16 protein-coding genes are annotated in these 17,666 nt (G+C 72.3%); 14 read left to right on the top strand and 2 right to left on the bottom strand.

From position 1 onward, the window contains the following. Positions 1 to 184 precede the first annotated feature (184 nt). The 9 genes from ACWCSU_RS30210 (at position 185) to ACWCSU_RS30170 (ending at position 9,607) form a co-directional block, all read left to right on the top strand. On the top strand, positions 185 to 643 hold the full coding sequence (locus tag ACWCSU_RS30210) for a hypothetical protein (protein WP_364087738.1): 459 nt from the start codon (positions 185 to 187) through the stop codon (positions 641 to 643). Positions 644 to 688: 45 nt separating this feature from the next. Continuing rightward, on the top strand, positions 689 to 1,051 hold the full coding sequence (locus ACWCSU_RS30205; RefSeq protein ID WP_449939535.1) for a hypothetical protein: 363 nt from the start codon (positions 689 to 691) through the stop codon (positions 1,049 to 1,051). Positions 1,052 to 1,176: 125 nt separating this feature from the next. Continuing rightward, complete coding sequence (locus ACWCSU_RS30200) at positions 1,177 to 1,557, top strand: hypothetical protein (protein WP_364087734.1); 381 nt, start codon at positions 1,177 to 1,179, stop codon at positions 1,555 to 1,557. A 79-nt stretch (positions 1,558 to 1,636) separates the two neighbouring features. After that, entirely contained in the window at positions 1,637 to 2,230 is a 594-nt protein-coding gene (locus ACWCSU_RS30195; protein ID WP_357696960.1) for a DUF305 domain-containing protein, read from the top strand. A 602-nt stretch (positions 2,231 to 2,832) separates the two neighbouring features. Then, positions 2,833 to 4,797, top strand: coding sequence for a glycosyl hydrolase family 8 (locus ACWCSU_RS30190; RefSeq protein ID WP_449939533.1), 1,965 nt, complete (start codon positions 2,833 to 2,835; stop codon positions 4,795 to 4,797). A 72-nt stretch (positions 4,798 to 4,869) separates the two neighbouring features. Next, a complete protein-coding gene (locus tag ACWCSU_RS30185; protein ID WP_449939531.1) occupies positions 4,870 to 5,913 on the top strand; it encodes a hypothetical protein in 1,044 nt (347 codons plus the stop codon). Positions 5,914 to 6,164: 251 nt separating this feature from the next. After that, positions 6,165 to 7,484, top strand: a complete 1,320-nt coding sequence (locus tag ACWCSU_RS30180; RefSeq protein ID WP_449939528.1) for a discoidin domain-containing protein — start codon at positions 6,165 to 6,167, stop codon at positions 7,482 to 7,484. Continuing rightward, positions 7,485 to 8,657 carry an MFS transporter gene (locus ACWCSU_RS30175; protein WP_449939525.1) on the top strand — a complete coding sequence of 391 codons (1,173 nt, stop codon included), beginning with the start codon at positions 7,485 to 7,487 and terminating at the stop codon, positions 8,655 to 8,657. A gap of 14 nt (positions 8,658 to 8,671) precedes the next feature. Beyond that, positions 8,672 to 9,607, top strand: coding sequence for a TolB family protein (locus tag ACWCSU_RS30170; protein WP_449939522.1), 936 nt, complete (start codon positions 8,672 to 8,674; stop codon positions 9,605 to 9,607). 63 nt (positions 9,608 to 9,670) lie between these two features. On the opposite strand, the gene ACWCSU_RS30165 is transcribed toward ACWCSU_RS30170, so the two are convergent. Continuing rightward, entirely contained in the window at positions 9,671 to 10,294 is a 624-nt protein-coding gene (locus ACWCSU_RS30165) for a response regulator (RefSeq protein ID WP_449939519.1), read from the bottom strand. Next, positions 10,291 to 11,493: a sensor histidine kinase gene (locus ACWCSU_RS30160; protein ID WP_449939517.1), complete on the bottom strand. Its 1,203-nt coding sequence runs from the start codon at positions 11,491 to 11,493 to the stop codon at positions 10,291 to 10,293. The genes ACWCSU_RS30165 and ACWCSU_RS30160 overlap by 4 nt, the downstream gene beginning before the upstream one ends. Before the next feature lie 200 nt (positions 11,494 to 11,693). On the opposite strand from ACWCSU_RS30160, the gene ACWCSU_RS30155 reads away from it, so the two are divergent. From ACWCSU_RS30155 to katG, 5 genes are all read left to right on the top strand, one after another. Continuing rightward, a complete protein-coding gene (locus ACWCSU_RS30155; RefSeq protein WP_449939514.1) occupies positions 11,694 to 12,260 on the top strand; it encodes a GlcG/HbpS family heme-binding protein in 567 nt (188 codons plus the stop codon). 58 nt (positions 12,261 to 12,318) lie between these two features. Continuing rightward, complete coding sequence (locus ACWCSU_RS30150; RefSeq protein WP_364087719.1) at positions 12,319 to 12,993, top strand: ankyrin repeat domain-containing protein; 675 nt, start codon at positions 12,319 to 12,321, stop codon at positions 12,991 to 12,993. Positions 12,994 to 13,244: 251 nt separating this feature from the next. Beyond that, entirely contained in the window at positions 13,245 to 14,867 is a 1,623-nt protein-coding gene (locus tag ACWCSU_RS30145) for an ABC-F family ATP-binding cassette domain-containing protein (RefSeq protein ID WP_449939510.1), read from the top strand. Positions 14,868 to 14,962: 95 nt separating this feature from the next. After that, positions 14,963 to 15,400, top strand: a complete 438-nt coding sequence (locus tag ACWCSU_RS30140; protein ID WP_357696981.1) for a Fur family transcriptional regulator — start codon at positions 14,963 to 14,965, stop codon at positions 15,398 to 15,400. A gap of 32 nt (positions 15,401 to 15,432) precedes the next feature. Next, entirely contained in the window at positions 15,433 to 17,661 is a 2,229-nt protein-coding gene (katG, locus tag ACWCSU_RS30135; protein WP_449939506.1) for a catalase/peroxidase HPI, read from the top strand. Positions 17,662 to 17,666: the final 5 nt, after the last annotated feature.

Genomic DNA, 17,666 nt, shown 5'->3' with positions numbered 1-17,666 from the left:
GACGTGCGGCCTCATCCGCGCGGCTGGACGCCCACGAGCACGGGCATCGTGCTCATGGGCGGCGTTCCCCGGGACGGCGGAGGCGGTCGGGATCAGGTCGTCGCCTGGTCCGGCGTGGCGTCGTCCTTCGCTGGGGCGAAGTGGCCAGAATGGAACCGTCTGGTCACAACGCGTGAGGGGAAAGATGCTGTCGATCACTGTGCTGGCGGCGGTCGCCCTCGCGGGCGTCCCCGTGGGGCCCGCCGTCCTCGCCGAGGTGGCCTCCGGCCAGGACGGGGACACGTCCTGGAAGAAGCTCACGTCCTTCCGCGTCTCGCCGGCGGCGCCGCACCAGAACGACGCCATCCGGCTGCTCATCCACTGCCCCACCCAGGCCAACCACGCCGTCGTCGGGTCCACCGCGTTCCCCGTCAAGGGGTCGTGGCGGATGTTCCGCGAGGTGGGCATCGGGCTGGGCGGGATGGGGTTCGGCAAGAAGGGCGTCGTCATCTCGCGGTTCGCGCCGCCGGGGGAGCACGAGGTGCGGCTGAAGTGCGTCAAGGTGACGGCGGACTGGCGGACCGGCTTCAGGAAGGTCAAGGTCCTCAGCCGTTCGGAGGTCCCGCTGGTGGTGCGTCCGTTCCGCCTCGCCCAGTTCTTCTGACACACTCAGGCGTCCCACGACCCCGCCGCCCTCGGAGCGACTCCCTTGGACGACAGCCCTTACTTCACCTGGGCCGAAGACGGCTTCACCCTGGACATCCTGCTCGACGGCGAGGCCGACCCCTCGCGGCTGGAGGCGGGCGACGCGATCGTCACGTTGCCGTCCGGCGAGCGATACAGCGCTCTCATGCTCACCCTGGAGGAGGCGGGGCGCGTCATGGACCGGCACGCCCGGTCCGGGGAGAGCCTGGGCGGTCGGTACTGCTGCACCCCCGACCTGGTTCTCGTGCGGGAGCCGGGCGTCGCCGGGATGGTCGAGGTGATACGGGATCTCGTCGACGAAGGGGAGATCTCCGCCTGCCTGCCGAGAATCGGGGAGAGCGGCGCGCTGGTCAAGCCGGGAATGTAGGAGGAAGGCTCTGGGTCACCATCGTGATTCAGGTCTCATATACCCGTACCGGGTCCAGGTTGCCCAAGGTGGGCGGCTCCCGTATCGTGCTCGTTCGTCAGAGCCGGAGCTACGGGGGAGGGCCGGTGGGGATCCTGCGGCGGGGTGCGCGTGCCCTCCTGCTCGTCGTCCTCGCTCTCGGCGTGTGCGGGATGCACACTCTCGGGCACGTGAACGCCCGGCACGACATGGCGATCGCCCACGAGGCCCCCGCCGCCCATGCGGGGCTTCAGTCCGGCCACGCGGGGCTTCAATCGGGCCACGAGATGCCGGGGCTCGATCCGGCCGGGGTCTGCCTGGCCGTGCTGAGCTCGCTGCTCGTCGTGGCGCTGCTGGCCTTCTGGGTCGGCGCGCGGCGGCGTGCCTTCGGTGGTGCCGGCGCTGGGTCGTCTCTCCGGCCGGTCGCCAGGCCGCCGCCACGGCCCACGTCCCTACGGCTGGCCCACCTCTCGATCCTGCGCATATAGGCCGGCGGCCGGCGCGGACGCCCTCCACGGCGATCCGCGAGAACCTGCCGACCGTCCCAGCGAATCGAGAGATCACAGCATGTCCAGCAACCGTAAGATCGCCGTCGTCGTCGCCGCAGGGGCGCTCGCCCTGCTCACCGCGTGCGGCGGCACCGACACCGCCTCCACGGCCACGCCCGACGCGGCCGCCACCACCGCTGGTGCCCAGCCGTCGCAGGCGTCGTTCAACGACGCGGACGTCATGTTCGCCCAGATGATGATCCCGCATCACCAGCAGGCGGTCGAGATGGCCGAGCTGGCTCCGCAGCGGGCTAAGGACCCGGAGATCAAGGAGCTCGCCGCCAAGATCAAGGCCGCCCAGGATCCGGAGATCCAGACCATGAAGGGCTGGCTGGCCGAGTGGGGCAAGCCCGTCCCGTCCGGCGGGATGGGGCACGACATGCCCGGGATCATGTCCGCCGAGGACATGAAGAAGCTCGAAGGCTCCAAGGGGACCGCCTTCGACAAGCTGTTCGCGGAGCAGATGATCGCCCACCATGAGGGCGCGATCGAGATGGCGCGTACCGAGCAGGCGAGCGGGGCCGACCCGCGGGCCAAGGAGCTGGCCAAGGGCATCGAGAGCGCGCAGCAGGCCGAGGTGGCCCAGCTCCGCAAGCTCCTCGAACGCCTCTGATCCCACCTGCCGCCGGGACGTTCCCGGCGGCACCGGCCCCCTGGCCGGGGCGCACGTGCCCCCTGCTCGGCGAGGGCAGGGTCAGGGGCGGCCGTGCTGGGCCAGGGGCTCGGGGCGGCCGCCCGGTTCGGGGGTGGCGCGCCTGGCGGTGACGACGATCGCCGCCATGGCCGCCGCCGTGAGAGCGGGAACGGCAGACGCTCATCAGGCGCGAACGCGTCCCCCACAGGCGCCGCGACCGGTACGTCGCGGCACCGCCCGGCGAGATCGACCCGCCGTCACACCCCGCCTTCTGACGTCGCTGAGGGCGACCCGCTGTCATGTCCTGCCTTCTGACGTCGCTGAGGGCGACCCGCTGTCACGTCCCATCTCCTGGCGCCGTTGGGGGCGCCCGCTGTCGGGTGGGTTTGGGGTGGTTTGGGGAGGGGGTGGGGTGGCGGGGAGGTGAACGGGGGCGGTTGGTTTGGGGGGAAGGGTTGCGGAAGAGGGTGTTCTTGTTTAGCGTCCGCTGTGAGGGTTAGGAAAGTTTCCTAACGCCCGCCTTTCGATCACGGTCCACCTGCGGATGGCCCCATGGCACCCCCTATCCGAAGGATCAACGCATGATCAGACGTCCTGAGCGGCGCCCCCGGCGGTCGTCGCTTCTCGTCACGGCCCTGGTCGCGGCGCTGATGGCGGCGACGCCCTTGGCGCCACCGGCCACGGCCGCGGCCGGTTCCGTCAGCGCCGACACGCTGCTGTCCCGTGGCAGGCCGGTCACCTCGTCCTCGGTCGAGGGCAGCGGCTTCGAGGCGGCCAAGGCGGTGGACGGCAACGCCTCCACCCGCTGGGCCAGCGTCGAAGGCCACGACCCCGAATGGATCCGGGTCGACCTCGGCGACACGTACACCGTCTCCAGGGTGAAGCTGACCTGGGAGGCGGCGTACGGCAAGTCGTACAAGATCCAGACCTCTCCCGACGGCGGCACCTGGACCGACGTCTACTCCACCACCTCCGGCAACGGCGCGACCGACGACCTGACGGTCAGCGGCAGCGGCCGGTACGTGCGCATGTACGGCACCGCCCGCGGCACGACGTACGGCTACTCGCTGTACGAGCTGGAGGTCTACGGCAGCGGCGGCGGCGGAGGCACCGACACCACCCCGCCCTCCGTCCCGGGCAACCTGCGCGCGACCGGCACCACCTCCACCAGCGTGTCCCTGGCCTGGGACGCCGCCACCGACGACGTGGGCGTCACCGGCTACCTCGTCTACCGGGGCTCGACCCTGGTGACCACCGTGGCGGGCACCACGTACACCGACACCGGCCTGACCCCGGCCACCGCCTACGGCTACACCGTCAAGGCGCGCGACGCCGCGGGCAACCAGTCGGCGGCCAGTGGCGGCGTCACGGCGACCACGCAGCCCGGCGGCAGCGGTCCCGCGGTGCCCTTCGGCAGCCACACCATCCCGTACGCCGCGGGCATGCTGCGTCCCACGGGCGACCAGGCCACGCTGGACGCGCGGGTGGTCGACTACTACAAGCGGTGGAAGGCCGCCTTCGTCCGGCAGAACTGCGGGAACGGCTGGTACGAGGTGATCTCGCCCGACGCCGACCACCCGTACGTGGCCGAGGCCCAGGGGTACGGCATGGCGATCGTCGCGACCATGGCCGGGGCCGACCCCGACGCCAAGAAGATCTTCGACGGCATGGTCAAGTGGATGATCGACCACCCGTCGTCCATCAACCCCGACCTGCTGGCCGCCGAGCAGGACACCGCCTGCAAGAGCGTCGACGGGAGCGACGGCGCCACCGACGGCGACATGGACGTCGCCTACGGCCTGCTCCTGGCCCACCGGCAGTGGGGCAGCTCGGGCACGTACAACTACCTCGACCTGGCGGTCAAGCACATCAACGCCATCAAGAAGGACGAGATCAACCCGTCCACGAACCTGCTCAAGCTGGGCGACTGGAGCAGCTCGGGCGACCAGTACTACTACATCACCCGTACCTCGGACTGGATGATCGACCACTTCAGGGCCTTCAGGAAGGCGACCGGGAACAGCGCCTGGGACACGATCAGGACCGCCCACCAGAACCTGATCACCACGCTCCAGGCCAACTACGCCTCCGCCACCGGCCTGCTGCCGGACTTCGTGGTCAACACCAACACCACCGCCAAGCCGGCCCCCGGCCAGGTCCTGGAGGACCCGAACGACGGCCAGTACTGGTGGAACGCCTGCCGTACCCCGTGGCGCATCGGCGACGACGCCGTGACGAGCGGGGACGCCAAGTCGCTCGCCTCGGCCAGGAAGCTCAACTCCTGGATCAAGGGCAAGACCGGCGGCGACCCGAGCAAGATCGCGATCGGCTACAAGCTGAACGGCACGCAGATCTCCAGCGGCAGCGAGGCCGCCTTCTTCGCGCCGTTCGCGGTGGCGGCGATGACGGACTCCGGCAGCCAGGCGTGGCTGGACGCGCTGTGGAACAAGATGCTCGGCACGCCGATCGACGCGAGCAGCTACTACTCGGCCAGCATCCAGCTCCAGGTCATGATCACGGTGACCGGCAACCACTGGGTGCCCTGACCGGCGGCGGAACCCTCGGCCGTGCCCGCGGACGGCGTTCGCGGGCACGGCCCACCGAAGGGAGGAACCCCCATGAGACGGACCCTGCTGGCCGGCCTGCTGCCCTTCCTGCTCACCTCTCCGCCCGGCGCCGCTGCGGGTGAGGTGGTCGACGTGTCCACGGCGGCTCAGCTCGTGAGCGCGCTGGCCGGGGCGGCTCCCGGGCAGACCATCAGGCTCGCGCCCGGCGAGTACCACGGCGTCTTCGTCGCCCAGCGCCCCGGTACGGCCGCCGCGCCCATCACGCTGACCGGCCCGGCGAACGCCGTCCTGGTCAACGACGGTCCCTCGGGCGTCGCGCCGTCCTGTCCCGCGCCCGGCGGCGGCTGGGACTCCGGTTACGGGCTCTGGCTGTACGCGGCTCCCTACTGGCGGCTCACCGGGTTCACCCTCAAGGACTCCAAGAAGGGCATCGTCCTGGACGCCTCCGCCCACGTGGTGATCGACGGCGTGTACGTCCACCACGTCGAGGACGAGGGCGTGCACTTCCGGCGCAGTTCCTCCGACGGCGTCCTGAGGAACTCCCGCGTCGCCTACACGGGCCTCGTCCAGCCCGGCCACGGCGAGGGTGTCTACCTCGGCTCGGCCGGCTCGAACTGGGGCTGCCACGGCAACACCGGCGGCGTGGACCGGTCGGACCGCGTCCAGGTCACCGGCAACACGATCGGCCCGTACGTCGCCGCCGAGCACGTCGACGTCAAGGAGGGCACGAGCGGCGGCCTGATCAGCGGCAACACCTTCGACGGCACCGGCGTCAGCGGCCAGAACTCCGCCGACTCCTGGGTGGACGTCAAGGGCTCCCGCTACACGATCGAGAACAACACGGGCACGTTCGCCCCACCCGGCACCTTCGCCAACGGCTACGAGACGCACAATCCGGCCACGACGCCGTCCTTCCTCAACGGGTGCGGGAACGTCTGGCGCGGCAACCGCTCCGACCTCGGCGGCGTCGGCGCGTACGCCATCAAGATCACCTCGACCTCGAAGTGCGTGACCGACCCGAACGTCGTGCACTCCTCCAACACCGTCACGGGCGCGACCCGGGGCCTGACGAACGTCCCGGTGACCCCGGGCTGACCGGCGGCGCGGACCCGCCGCCCGGTCTCCGGGCGGCGGCCTCGGCGTGCCGCGCGGCGGCCGGGTGAACCCCGCCCAACAGGGTTAAGAAAGCTTCCTAACTTTATTGACAGCCCTCCGCGCCCTGGGCCACGATCCCGGTAAGCGGCTCGGCGCGGCCTCCCACGAGGAGGTGACGCGCTCAGCGAAAGACTCCTGACCCGGCCGCCCACCGGACCGTGCTCCGATCTCTCACCCCCAGGAGAATCGCCATGTCCAGAGTCCGCCTGGCCGTCATGGCCGTGATCGGCCTGGTGGCCGGCCTGCTCGTGGCCGCCACCGCCTCGGCCGGCACCGCCGAGACGCTGCTCTCGCAGGGCAGACCCGCCACCTCCTCCTCCAAGGAAGCCTCCTCCTACGCCGCCGCGAAGGCCTTCGACGGCGACCTCGCCGCCACCCGGTGGGCCTCGGCCGAAGGCCACGACCCCGAATGGCTGCGGGTGGACCTCGGCGCCTCCCAGCAGATCAGCCGGGTCAAGCTGACCTGGGAGGACGCCTACGGCAAGTCGTACAAGATCCAGACCTCCGCCGACGGCAGCACCTGGACCGACGTCTACTCCACCACCACCGGCGACGGCGGCGTGGACGACCTCGCCCTGACCGCCACCGGCCGCTACGTCCGCATGTACGGGACCGCGCGCGGCACCTCCTACGGCTACTCCCTGTGGGAGATGCAGGTCTACGGCGGCGGCACCCAGCCGACCGACCCGCCCACCGACCCGCCGGGCGACACGTTCGTGGTGGCCGCCGCCGGTGACATCGCCGAGCAGTGCACCGCGAGCTCCTCCTCCTGCGTGCACCCCAAGACGGCCGCCCTGGTCGAGTCGATGAACCCGGAGTTCGTCATCACCATGGGCGACAACCAGTACGACGACGCCCTCCTGTCCGACTTCCGCAACTACTACGACAAGACGTGGGGCAGGTTCAAGGCCAAGACCCGCCCGGTCCCCGGCAACCACGAGACCTACGACCCGGCCGGGTCCGAGGCCGGGTACAAGTCCTACTTCGGCGTCATCGCCTTCCCACAGGGCAAGAGCTACTACAGCTACGACCGCGGCAACTGGCACTTCGTCGCGCTCGACTCCAACCACTTCGACCAGTCGGCCCAGCTCACCTGGCTCAAGAACGACCTCGCCGCCACCACCAAGCCGTGCGTGGCCGCGTACTGGCACCACCCGCTGTTCAGCTCCGGCGAGCACGGCAACGACCCCGTCTCCAAGCCCGTCTGGCAGGCGCTGTACGCGGCCGGCGCCGAGCTGGTGCTCAACGGGCACGACCACCACTACGAGCGGTTCGGGCCGCAGAACCCCAGCGCCCAGGCCGACACCGCGAAGGGCATCGTCGAGGTGCTCGGCGGGATGGGCGGCGCGTCGCCGTACCAGATCGAGAACGTGCAGCCGAACAGCCAGAAGCGGCTGACCGACACCTTCGGCGTGCTGAAGCTGACGTTCGCCGGGAGCACGTTCGGCTGGCAGCTGGTCGGGACCGACGGCTCGGTCAAGGACAGCAGCCCGACCTACTCCTGCCACTAGATGTACATCTCGCTTCTCGGCACCCGGCTGACCAGGGCGGTGCCCGCCAACGTGGTGGCGCTCGGCCTGGTCAGCCTGGTCACGGACATCTCGTCGGAGATGGTCACCGCGGTGCTGCCGCTGTACCTGGTGGGCGCGCTCGGGCTCAGCCTGGTGCAGTTCGGGCTGCTGGACGGCCTGTACTTCGGTGTCACCGCGCTGGTCAGGCTGGCCGGCGGGCACGCCGCCGACCGGTGGAGCCGCCGCAAGCTGGTCGCCGGGCTCGGGTACGGGCTCTCGGCCGTCTGCAAGCTGGGCCTGCTCGCGGCCGGCGGGTCGGCCGCGGCGCTCGGCCTGGTGGTGGCCGCCGACCGCACCGGCAAGGGGCTGCGCACCGCGCCCAGGGACGCGCTCATCACGCTGAGCGCCCCGCCCGAACGGCTGGGCGGCGCGTTCGGGGTGCACCGGGCGATGGACACCGTGGGCGCCTTCCTCGGGCCGCTGGCCGCGTTCGCGGTGCTGACGGCGACGGCGGGCGCCTACGACGCGGTGTTCGTGACGAGCTTCTGCGTGGCCGCCCTGGGCGTGCTCCTTCTCGTTCTGTACGTACGGGACCGGCGCGGCCCCCTGACCGTCCGCGTACGGCTGCGGGCGGCGGTGACGCGTGAGCCCGGGTTCCGCCGGGCCTGCCTGGTGGCGGTGGCGCTCGGCCTGGTGACGGTCAGCGACTCGTTCGTCTACCTGGTGCTGCAACGGCGGCTGGCGATCGCGCCCGAGCTGTTCCCGCTGCTGCCGCTCGGCACGGCGGGCGCGTACCTGCTGCTGGCGGTGCCGCTCGGCAGGCTGTCGGACCGGTTCGGGCGCGCGGCGGTGTTCGTCGCCGGGCACGTGGCGCTGCTCGCGGTGTACCTGGTGCTGCTGGGCCCGGCCTGGCTGGTGCCCGCGCTGCTGCTGCACGGCCTGTTCTACGCCGCCACCGACGGCGTGCTCATGGCGCTGACCGGGCCGATGTTGCCCGAGAGCGCGCGGACCGGCGGCCTGGCGCTGCTCCAGACCGGGCAGGCCACGGCCCGGATGGTGTCGTCCATCCTGTTCGGCCTGCTGTGGGCGGGGACGGGGGAGGGGCCGGCGCTGGCGGTGATGGCCGCGGGGCTGGTGACGGCGTCCGTGGTCGCCTGGCGGACGCTGCGATGACAAGGAGGTCGTCAATGAGACGGGTGCTCGTACTCCTGGCCGCGGTGGTGCTGCTGGCCGGCGGCGCGACCGCGTACGCCACCTGGGCGGCGTCCTCGCGCCAGGTCGCGCCCGCCGCCGCGGGGTTCGACGCCGCCGAGCCCGGCCGGGTGCTGGTACGCAGCGGCGGACGCGTCGCGTCCGTGCCCCTCGCCGACCCGGGCGCGCCGCCGCGGGTCAGCTCCCGGGCCTGCGACCGCTTCTACACGGCGAACGGCACCACCCTGTGCCTGGCCACCCGCCCCGGCCCGCTGCCGAAGACCGAGGCGCTCGTCCTGGACCGGTCGCTGAAGGAGACCCGCCGGGTCAACCTGGCCGGGGTGCCGAGCCGGGCCCGCGTGTCCGCCAGCGGCCGGATGGCCTCCTGGACGGTGTTCGTCACCGGCGACTCCTACAGCACCGGCGGCTTCTCCACCTGGACCGGCATCCTCGACACCCGGACCGGCTACCTCATCACGAACATGGAGGACATCCCGCTCTACCTCGACGGCCGCCGCTACCACTCCGCCGACGTCAACTACTGGGGGGTCACGTTCGCCGCCGACGACAACCGCTTCTACGCGACCGTCGGGACCAAGGGCCGGACGTACCTGGTGGAAGGCGACTTCGGGGCCTGGCGGGCCCGCGTGCTCAGGGAGAACGCCGAGTGCCCGTCCCTGTCGCCGGACGGGACCCGGCTGGTGTTCAAGAAACGCGTCTCACCCGGCCCGTGGCGGCTGCACCTGCTGGACCTGGCCACGATGCGGGAGAGCCCGCTGGGGGAGCGGGCCAGCATCGACGACCAGGCCGCCTGGCTGGACGACCGCACGGTCATGTACGCCAAGGACGGCGACGTGTGGGCGGCCGACGTCACCGGCGGCCCGCCGCACCGGCTCGTCCCCGGCGCGACCTCCCCCGCCGCCATCCGCTGACGCCTGGCACGCGACCCCGCGCGCCCGGCCGCTCGCCCGGACGTCCGGGCGGGCGGCCGGTGCTCAAGGGAGCCGGATGAGGCGGCGTTCGACGGCGGCCGTGACGGCGGCCGTGCGCGTCTCCACCCCGAGCTTGTCGTAGATGTGCACCAGGTGGGTCTTGACCGTCGCCTCGGTGATGAAGAGCCGCCGGGCGATCTCCCGGTTGCTCGCCCCGCTGGCCAGCAGCTCCAGCAGCTCGACCTCGCGGGCGCTCAGCGCCGGGCCGGGCTCGCGCATGCGCCGCATCATCCGGGTCGCCACCTTGGCCGACAGCACGCTCTCGCCCCTGGCCGCGGCCCGGATGCCCTGGAACAGCTCCTCGGGCGGGCACGCCTTGAGCAGGTAGCCGATGGCCCCGGCGTCGACGGCCCGCATGATGTCGGCGTCGCTCTCGTACGTCGTCAGCACCAGCACCTGCGGCGGCGCGGGCAGCTCGCGGACCCGCCGGGTGACCTCCACGCCGTCGATGCCGTCGCCGAGCTGCAGGTCCATGAGCACGACGTCGGGGGAGCGGGCGGCGATGCCGCGCAGCGCCTCGGTCCCGTCGGCGGCCTCGCCGACGACCTCCATGTCGTCCTCGCCGCCGAGCAGGGCCACCAGCCCCGCCCGGACCACCGGATGGTCGTCGACCAGGAACAGCCTCATGCCGGGCCACCTCCGTCCAGGACGCGCGGGGGCCACGCGGCGGGCACCCGGGCCGCGACCGCCGTGCCCTCGCCCGGCGCGCTCTCGACCACCAGGACGCCGTGCACCTCCGCCAGCCGGTCGCGCATCGCCCGCAGCCCGTAGCCGCGACCGGGAGCGGGGGCGGGCTCGGCGAAGCCCACGCCGTCGTCGAACACGTCGAGCGTGACCTCGCCGTCGAGGTAGGACAGCGTCACCGTGGCCGTCACCGTGGCCGCCGCTGTGCCCGCCGCCGGTCCGGCGTGGTCGCGTACGTTGGCCAGCGCCGCCTGCGCCACCCGCAGCAGCGCCGCCTGCACCTCCGGCGCCAGCGGGTACTCCTCGCCGGCCAGCCGGAAGCGCACCCGTGGCCCGGTGCCGTCGGCGTCGGCGCAGAGCCGGGCCAGCGCCTCGGGCAGCGAGACGTCCACCAGGCCGGACGGCTGGAGGCCGCGGACGAACCGGCGCGCCTCGTCGAGGTTGTCGGCGGCGGCCGCGGCGGCCCGCCGTACGTGGGCGCGGGCCTGGGCGGGGTCGGTGGCCCACATGCGGTCGGCGGCCTGGAGCAGGATGCCCATGCTGGTCAGGCCCTGGGCGAGCGTGTCGTGGATCTCCCTGGCCAGCCGCTCGCGCTCCTCCAGCACGCCCGTGCGGTGGCGGGAGTCGGCCAGCGTGCCGCGGGTGCTGATCAGGTCGTCGATGAGCAGTTGCCGGGCGGCGCTCTCGCGTTGCAGCTCCCCGAAGATGACCGCCGTCATGGCCGCGATGCCGACCGGCGCGAGGATCAGGCTGACGTCGAGCTCCCGGGCGATCTCCAGCTGGGCCACGATCACCACCAGGGTCAGCGCCGCGGCGGCCACCGCGAAACCGCGCGCGTCGAGCAGCCGCAGGCACAGGAAGAGCAGGGGCACCGCGCACCAGCTGAACGACGGCGCCAGCATCACCAGCGCCAGCCACACCGCCGCCACGCCGCCCAGCCAGACGAGCCGCCCCTGCCGCCCCAGCCGGTCCCACCCCACGATCCCGGCCGCGTACGCGAGCGCGAGCAGGGCGCAGACGGCCAGCGACGTCACCGTCTGCGGGACCATGCCGTGCCGGGACACCAGCCGCAGGGCCGAGGCGGCGAGCAGCAGGTAGAACCCGACGTGCATGGCCCAGTTGAGCCAGGTGCGCTCCCTCATCGCCCTCCCCGTCGCCATGCCCTCCGACACTATCCCCTGCCCGATGGTGGCCCCCACCAGCACGGGAGCGCATCAACCGATCGGTTGACCCGGCGCTCGACCGGCCGGCGCGCGGGGATCGCCCGTGCTCCCGATGGCCCGGCGCGGTCCGCCGGGAAACCTTGAGGTGTCCGACTTCGCCCTGCCGAACTGGAGAAACCATGAACATCCGTACTCGCCTGGTCGCCGGCTCGCTGTCGGGGCTGGCCGTGCTGGCCGGCGCCGTCGCCGCCACCTCGCCCGCCCAGGCCGCCGACGCCGCCCACAGCGCACACAGCGCCCACAGTGCCCGCGTGGCCGCCGCCGAGCCCGTCGTGCAGACCGGGACGCTCTCCGCCGACGCCGCCCTGAAGATCGCCGACGCCGTGCTGAAGGAGGCCGTCAAGCAGAAGCAGCGCGTCTCCGTCGTGATCGTCGACCGGTCCGGCGCGACCCGCCTGGTGCTCAAGGGCGACGGCGCGGGCCCGCAGACCGAGGAGTCGGCCAGGCGCAAGGCGTTCACCGCGGTCTCCTTCGGCCGGACGACCAGTGAGCTCGGCAAGGGCATCACCGGCGGCGGACCGTCCATCGCCGACATCCCGGGCACCCTCTTCCTCGGCGGCGGCGTGCCCGTCGCCTCGGGCGGCGCCCCCGTCGCGGGCATCGGCGTCGGCGGCGCCCCCAGCGGCGACATCGACGAGTCCATCGCCCAGGCGGGCCTCAAGGCGGTCGCCGGGCAGCTGCGCTGACCGGCCGTGCCCGGCCCCCGGCGCGCGGCCGGGGGCGGGAAGGCGGAAGGATGAAGGGATGAAGCGCCGAGCCGTCCTGACCTGGGGGCTCGGTCTGATGCTCGCGGCCTGCGGCGGGCGCGAGGTGAAAGGAGCGGGAATGGCCGACGAGGAACTGCTGGCGGGGGCCGCGCGCGGTGACGCCGCCGCCGTCCGGGACGCGCTCGGGGCGGGGGCAGACGTCGAGGCCCGCGACGCGCAACGCCGTACGGCCCTGCTGCTCGCGGCGGCGGCCGACCACGTCGAGGTGGCCAAGCTGCTGGTCGCGGCGGGCGCCGACCCCGACGCCCAGGACTTCAGGAAGGACACCCCCTGGCTGGTCACCGGCGTCACCGGAAGCGTCGCGATGCTCAGGGCGCTGCTGCCCGCCGGGCCCGACCTGACCAAGCGCAACCGCTACGGCGGCGTCTCCCTCATCCCCGCCTGCGAACGCGGGCACGTCGAGTACGTCCGCGAGGTGCTGAAGACCGGCATCGACGTCGACCACGTCAACGACCTGGGCTGGACGGGCCTGCTGGAGGCGGTCATCCTGGGCGACGGCGGTGAGCGTCACCAGGAGATCGTCCGGCTGCTGATCGCCGCGGGCGCCGACGTCGACCTGGCCGACCGCGACGGCGTCACCCCGCTCGCGCACGCCGTGGCCAAGGGCCAGAGGCAGGTGGCCGCCCTGCTCCGCGCCGCCGGAGCCCACTGACACCTCACCCGGGAAGCAGGCGGCCGGAGCACGACGGGCCGCCTGCTAAGGTGTGAAATGCTTGTGATTCTCAGCTAGGAGACCAGACATGGCAGGTGACGACGACATCTCCGGGTGATACCGGAGGTTGATCGGCCCCGGCGTGAGCGCGTGAGCGCCGCCGGTGTGGCCCTGTTCGTCGTTTCCCGAATCCCTGTCCTTTCACCGGGCGGCTTCGGCATGCCCGCGTTCTCCGTTGAGGTCTTCTTCACATGTCCGACGCGTTCATCGTCTGCTCCAACCTGTCCTTCTCCTGGCCTGACGACACCCCGGTCTTCAGCGACCTGTCCTTCAGCGTGCCCGGCGGCCGTACGGGCCTGGTCGCCCCCAACGGCGCGGGCAAGAGCACCCTGCTCAAGCTCATCGCCGGGGAGTACCGGCCGCGCGCCGGCAGCGTGTCCGTCGCCGGCGTGCTCGGCTACCTGCCGCAGAGCCTGCCGCTGGCCGGCGACCTGAGCGTGGCCGAGGTCCTGGGCATCGCCCCGGTGATCGCCGCGCTCAACGCCATCGAGGCGGGCGACACCGCCGAGGAGCACTTCACCACCATCGGCAACGACTGGGACATCGAGGAGCGCACCCGCGCCCAGCTCGACCGGCTCGGCCTCGGCCACCTCGACTTCGCCCGCACGCTGCGCACGCTGAGCGGCGGGCAGATCGTCTCGCTCGGCCTGGCCGCGCAGCTGCTCAGGCGGCCCGACGTCCTGTTGCTCGACGAGCCCACCAACAACCTCGACCTCGACGCCCGCGACCGGCTGCACACCGTGCTCGGCGACTGGAAGGGCTGCCTGCTCGTGGTGAGCCACGACCGCGCCCTGCTCGACCGCATGGACCGCATCGCCGAGCTGGACCGGGGCGAGGTGCGCTTCTACGGCGGTGACTTCACCGCCTACGAGGAGGCCGTACGCACCGAGCAGGAGGCCGCCGAGCGCAACGTGCGCACGGCCGAACAGGAGCTCAAGCGCGAGAAGCGGGAGATGCAGCAGGCTCGCGAGCGCGCCGAGCGCAGGGCCGGCAACGCCGCCCGCAACCTCAAGAACGCCGGCCTGCCGCGCATCTTCGCCGGGAACATGAAGCGCGGCGCCCAGGAGTCGGCCGGCCGGGCGAGCCAGACGCACGCCGCCCGCGTCAGCGACGCCAAGGCCCGGCTGGACGAGGCGGGCCGCGCCCTGCGCGACGACCAGCGGATCTCCCTGCAACTGCCCGGCACCAACGTGCCCGCCGGGCGCACGGTCTTCCAGGGCGAGCACCTCATGGCCCGCGGGCTGTTCGCCGAGCCGGGCCTCGACCTGGTCGTCCGCGGGCCCGAGCGGATCGCGCTGACCGGTTCCAACGGCGTCGGCAAGTCCACGCTGCTGCGCCTGATCACCGGCGAGCTCGAACCCGACAGTGGCACGACCAGGCGGGCCGACGGCCGGGTGGCCTACCTGTCGCAGCGGCTCGACCTGCTCGACGACGAGCTCACCGTCGCCGAGAACCTGGCCGCCTTCGCCCCCGCGATGCCGGCCGCCGAGCGGATGAACCTGCTGGCCCGCTTCCTGTTCCGGGGCGCGCGGGCCCACCTGCGGGTCGCCGTGCTGTCGGGCGGCGAACGGCTGCGCGCCACGCTGGCCTGCGTGTTGTGCGCCGAGCCGGCGCCCCAGCTGCTGCTGCTGGACGAGCCGACCAACAACCTCGACCTGGTCAGCGTGAGCCAGCTGGAGAGCGCGCTCGGCGCGTACGAGGGGGCGTTCGTGGTGGTCAGTCACGACGAGAGGTTCCTGGCGGAGATCGGGGTGGACCGCAGGCTGGAGCTGTCCGGCGGGCGGCTGCTGGAAGGGGGTCCGGCTCCGGCGTAATGCCCCTTCTGGGGGAACATTTCCGGACATCTTACTAAACTTGGATGATTCGTTCTCTTGTGTCATTCAGGTTTATGTGGGTAGGTTTGGCGGCTATGACCGCATCGAACGCTCCGACGACCGCCGAGGAGCTGCGTGGCGCCGGGCTGCGGGTGACCGCCGCCCGGGTCGCGCTGCTCGAGACCGTCCGGGACGGCGACCATCTCGGGGTCGAGGCGATCGCCTCCGGGGTGCGCGAGCGCGTGGGTCATATCTCGTTGCAGGCCGTGTACGACGCCCTCCACGCGCTCGCCGCCGCGGGGCTCGTCCGCCGCATCGACCCTCCCGGCAGCTCGGCCCTGTACGAGGGCCGCGTCGGGGACAACCACCACCATCTCGTGTGCCGGTCGTGCGGCGCCGTGGCCGACGTCGACTGCGCCGTCGGCCACGCACCCTGCCTGACCGCCTCCGACGACCGCGGCTTCGCCATCGACGAGGCCGAGGTCATCTATTGGGGCCTGTGTCCCGCCTGTTCCACCGGCAGCAGTGCCTGAGCACCCGATCCGCCTAGTCCGGAAGGATTCCCATGTCTGAGAACCATGATGCGATCGTCACAGACGCCAAGTCGGAGGACGGCGGCGGCTGCCCGGTCGCGCACGAGCGCGCCCCGCACCCGACCCAGGGCGGCGGCAACCGCCAGTGGTGGCCGGAGCGGCTCAACCTGAAGATCCTGGCCAAGAACCCGGCCGTGGCGAACCCGTTCGGCGCGGACTTCGACTACGCCGCCGAGTTCAAGACCCTCGATCTCGCGGCCGTCAAGCGGGACATCGCCGAGGTGCTGACGACCTCGCAGGACTGGTGGCCGGCCGACTTCGGCCACTACGGCCCGTTCATGATCCGGATGGCCTGGCACAGCGCGGGCACGTACCGGATCAGTGACGGACGTGGCGGCGCCGGGGCCGGGCAGCAGCGCTTCGCGCCGCTCAACAGCTGGCCGGACAACGGCAACCTCGACAAGGCCCGCCGCCTGCTGTGGCCGGTCAAGAAGAAGTACGGCCGCAAGATCTCCTGGGCCGACCTGCTGATCCTCACCGGCAACGTGGCCCTGGAGTCGATGGGCTTCACGACCTTCGGCTACGCCGGCGGCCGCGAGGACGCCTGGGAGCCCGACGAGGACGTCTACTGGGGCCCCGAGTCCACCTGGCTCGGCGACCAGCGCTACACCGGCGACCGCGAGCTGGAGAACCCGCTGGCCGCGGTCCAGATGGGCCTCATCTACGTCAACCCCGAGGGCCCCAACGGCAACCCCGACCCGCTCGCCGCGGCCCGCGACATCCGCGAGACCTTCCGCCGCATGGCGATGAACGACGAGGAGACCGCCGCCCTGATCGTGGGCGGCCACACCTTCGGCAAGACCCACGGCGCGGGCCCGGCCGACAGCGTCGGCCCCGACCCCGAGGCCGCCCCGATCGAGCAGATGGGCCTCGGCTGGCGCAACAGCCACGGCACCGGCAAGGGCGCCGACGCGATCACCAGCGGCCTTGAGGGCATCTGGACGGACACCCCCACGACCTGGGACAACAGCTTCCTGGAGATCCTGTACGGCTACGAGTGGGAGCTGTTCCAGAGCCCCGCGGGCGCCAACCAGTGGCGGCCGAAGGACGGCGCCGGGGCCGGCACCGTCCCCGACGCCCACGACCCGGCCAGGCGGCACGCCCCGACGATGCTGACGACGGACCTGTCGCTGCGCGTGGACCCGGTCTACGAGCAGATCACCCGCCGCTGGCTGGAGCACCCCGACGAGCTCGCCGACGCCTTCGCCCGCGCCTGGTACAAGCTCACCCACCGCGACATGGGCCCGCGCGCCCGCTACCTCGGCCCGGAGGTCCCGGCCGAGACACTGCTGTGGCAGGACCCGCTGCCCGCGGTGACGCACGAGCTCGTCGACGCGGCCGACGTCGCCGCGCTCAAGGAGCAGATCCTCGCCACGGGGCTGTCGGTGTCCGAGCTGGTCTCCACCGCGTGGGCCTCGGCCTCCTCCTTCCGCGGCAGCGACAAGCGTGGCGGCGCCGACGGCGGGCGCATCCGCCTGCAGCCGCAGAGCGCGTGGGAGGTCAACGACCCCGACCGCCTGGCGACCGTGCTGGGCACCCTGGAGGGCGTCCAGAAGACGTTCAACGGCGCTCAGACCGGCGGCAAGCAGGTCTCGCTGGCCGACCTGATCGTGCTCGCCGGGTGCGCGGGTGTCGAGCGGGCCGCCAAGGAGGCCGGCTACGACGTCCAGGTGCCCTTCACGCCGGGACGGGCCGACGCGACGCAGGAGCAGACGGACGTGGAGTCGTTCGCCGCGCTGGAGCCGACCGCCGACGGGTTCCGCAACTACCTCGGCAAGGGCAACCGCCTGCCGGCCGAGTACCTGCTGCTCGACCGGGCCAACCTGCTGACGCTGAGCGCGCCGGAGATGACCGTCCTGGTGGGCGGCCTGCGCGTGCTGGGCGCCAACCACCGGCAGTCGACGCTCGGCGTCCTCACCACGACCCCGGGGACGCTGACCAACGACTTCTTCGCCAACCTGCTCGACCTGGGCACGACGTGGCACTCGACCGAGGACGCCAACGTCTTCGAGGGCCGCGACGCCGTCACGGGCGAGGTGCGCTGGACCGGCACCCGCGCCGACCTCGTCTTCGGCGCGAACTCCGAGCTGCGCGCGGTCGCGGAGGTCTACGCGAGCGACGACGCGAAGGAGAAGTTCGTCCGTGACTTCGTCGCGGCGTGGGACAAGGTCATGAACCTCGACCGGTTCGACCTGGCCTGAGCGTG

It is taken from the genome of Nonomuraea sp. NPDC001699 (genome assembly GCF_053596455.1).
The sequence above is the reverse complement of the archived record's forward strand: the minus strand, read 5'-3'. Positions and strand labels throughout refer to the sequence as shown.